Origin of the sequence: Sphingobacterium sp. HJSM2_6 (assembly GCF_049316305.1) — a bacterium.
GTDB lineage: Bacteria > Bacteroidota > Bacteroidia > Sphingobacteriales > Sphingobacteriaceae > Sphingobacterium.
In genome coordinates this window covers 1-1,849 of sequence record NZ_JBMOXB010000036.1, presented here as the reverse complement: position 1 = coordinate 1,849, position 1,849 = coordinate 1, and the positions used below count along the sequence as shown (strand labels likewise).

At 49.2% G+C, this 1,849-nt stretch carries 1 rRNA gene; it reads left to right on the top strand.

The window, feature by feature from the left end:
• Window positions 1-260 precede the first annotated feature (260 nt).
• Window positions 261-1,790 (top strand): 16S ribosomal RNA (locus tag ACFRAE_RS17655).
• Window positions 1,791-1,849: the final 59 nt, after the last annotated feature.

Below are 1,849 nucleotides of genomic sequence, written 5' to 3'. Positions count from 1 at the left end.
AACAGCAACGAGCGCGACGCTCGAAGCTTAGAAAAACAGAAAGATTGACGTTAGGAAACTAACAGAAATATAAAGCCGAAGCGAGATGCCCAGGCGCTAAAAGTTCTTTAAAACAAAATGATCATGTAGCTCAGCAAGCAGTTTAACACTGCAAGCTGAATGAAATCTAAAGAAATCAATTCAGAAAATCAGAGACGGGAGAATAACATTAAATAAGACGATTCTATTTTATAAATAGTCTCGATCTTACACTTCATTTTACAATGGAGAGTTTGATCCTGGCTCAGGATGAACGCTAGCGGCAGGCCTAATACATGCAAGTCGGACGGGATCCAGGGGTTAGCTTGCTAATCTTTGGTGAGAGTGGCGCACGGGTGCGTAACGCGTGAGCAACCTACCCATATCAGGGGGATAGCCCGAAGAAATTCGGATTAAGACCGCATAACACTAATTGATGGCATCATCGATTAGTTAAATATTTATAGGATATGGATGGGCTCGCGTGACATTAGCTAGTTGGTGAGGTAACGGCTCACCAAGGCAACGATGTCTAGGGGCTCTGAGAGGAGAATCCCCCACACTGGTACTGAGACACGGACCAGACTCCTACGGGAGGCAGCAGTAAGGAATATTGGTCAATGGAGGGAACTCTGAACCAGCCATGCCGCGTGCAGGATGACTGCCCTATGGGTTGTAAACTGCTTTTGTCGAGGAATAAACCTATCTACGTGTAGATAGCTGAACGTACTCGAAGAATAAGGATCGGCTAACTCCGTGCCAGCAGCCGCGGTAATACGGAGGATCCGAGCGTTATCCGGATTTATTGGGTTTAAAGGGTGCGTAGGCGGCACTTTAAGTCAGTGGTGAAATACGGCAGCTTAACTGTCGCAGTGCCTTTGATACTGAAGTGCTTGAATGCGGTTGAAGACGGCGGAATGAGACAAGTAGCGGTGAAATGCATAGATATGTCTCAGAACACCGATTGCGAAGGCAGCTGTCTAAGCCGTTATTGACGCTGATGCACGAAAGCGTGGGGATCAAACAGGATTAGATACCCTGGTAGTCCACGCCCTAAACGATGATAACTCGATGTTTGCAATATACCGTAAGCGTCCAAGCGAAAGCGTTAAGTTATCCACCTGGGGAGTACGCCCGCAAGGGTGAAACTCAAAGGAATTGACGGGGGCCCGCACAAGCGGAGGAGCATGTGGTTTAATTCGATGATACGCGAGGAACCTTACCCGGGCTTGAAAGTTAGTGAAGGATGCAGAGACGCATCCGTCCTTCGGGACACGAAACTAGGTGCTGCATGGCTGTCGTCAGCTCGTGCCGTGAGGTGTTGGGTTAAGTCCCGCAACGAGCGCAACCCCTATGTTTAGTTGCCAGCACATAATGGTGGGGACTCTAAACAGACTGCCTGCGCAAGCAGAGAGGAAGGCGGGGACGACGTCAAGTCATCATGGCCCTTACGTCCGGGGCTACACACGTGCTACAATGGATGGTACAGCGGGTAGCTACACAGCAATGTGATGCCAATCTCGAAAAGCCATTCACAGTTCGGATCGGGGTCTGCAACTCGACCCCGTGAAGTTGGATTCGCTAGTAATCGCGTATCAGCAATGACGCGGTGAATACGTTCCCGGGCCTTGTACACACCGCCCGTCAAGCCATGAAAGCTGGGGGTACCTAAAGCATGTAACCGCAAGGAGCGTGTTAGGGTAAAACCGGTAATTGGGGCTAAGTCGTAACAAGGTAGCCGTACCGGAAGGTGCGGCTGGAATACCTCCTTTCTAGAGCCCGTCTCTGAAAAGCTGAGCTACATTTAGATCGTTTTGATAATAGAAAAAAA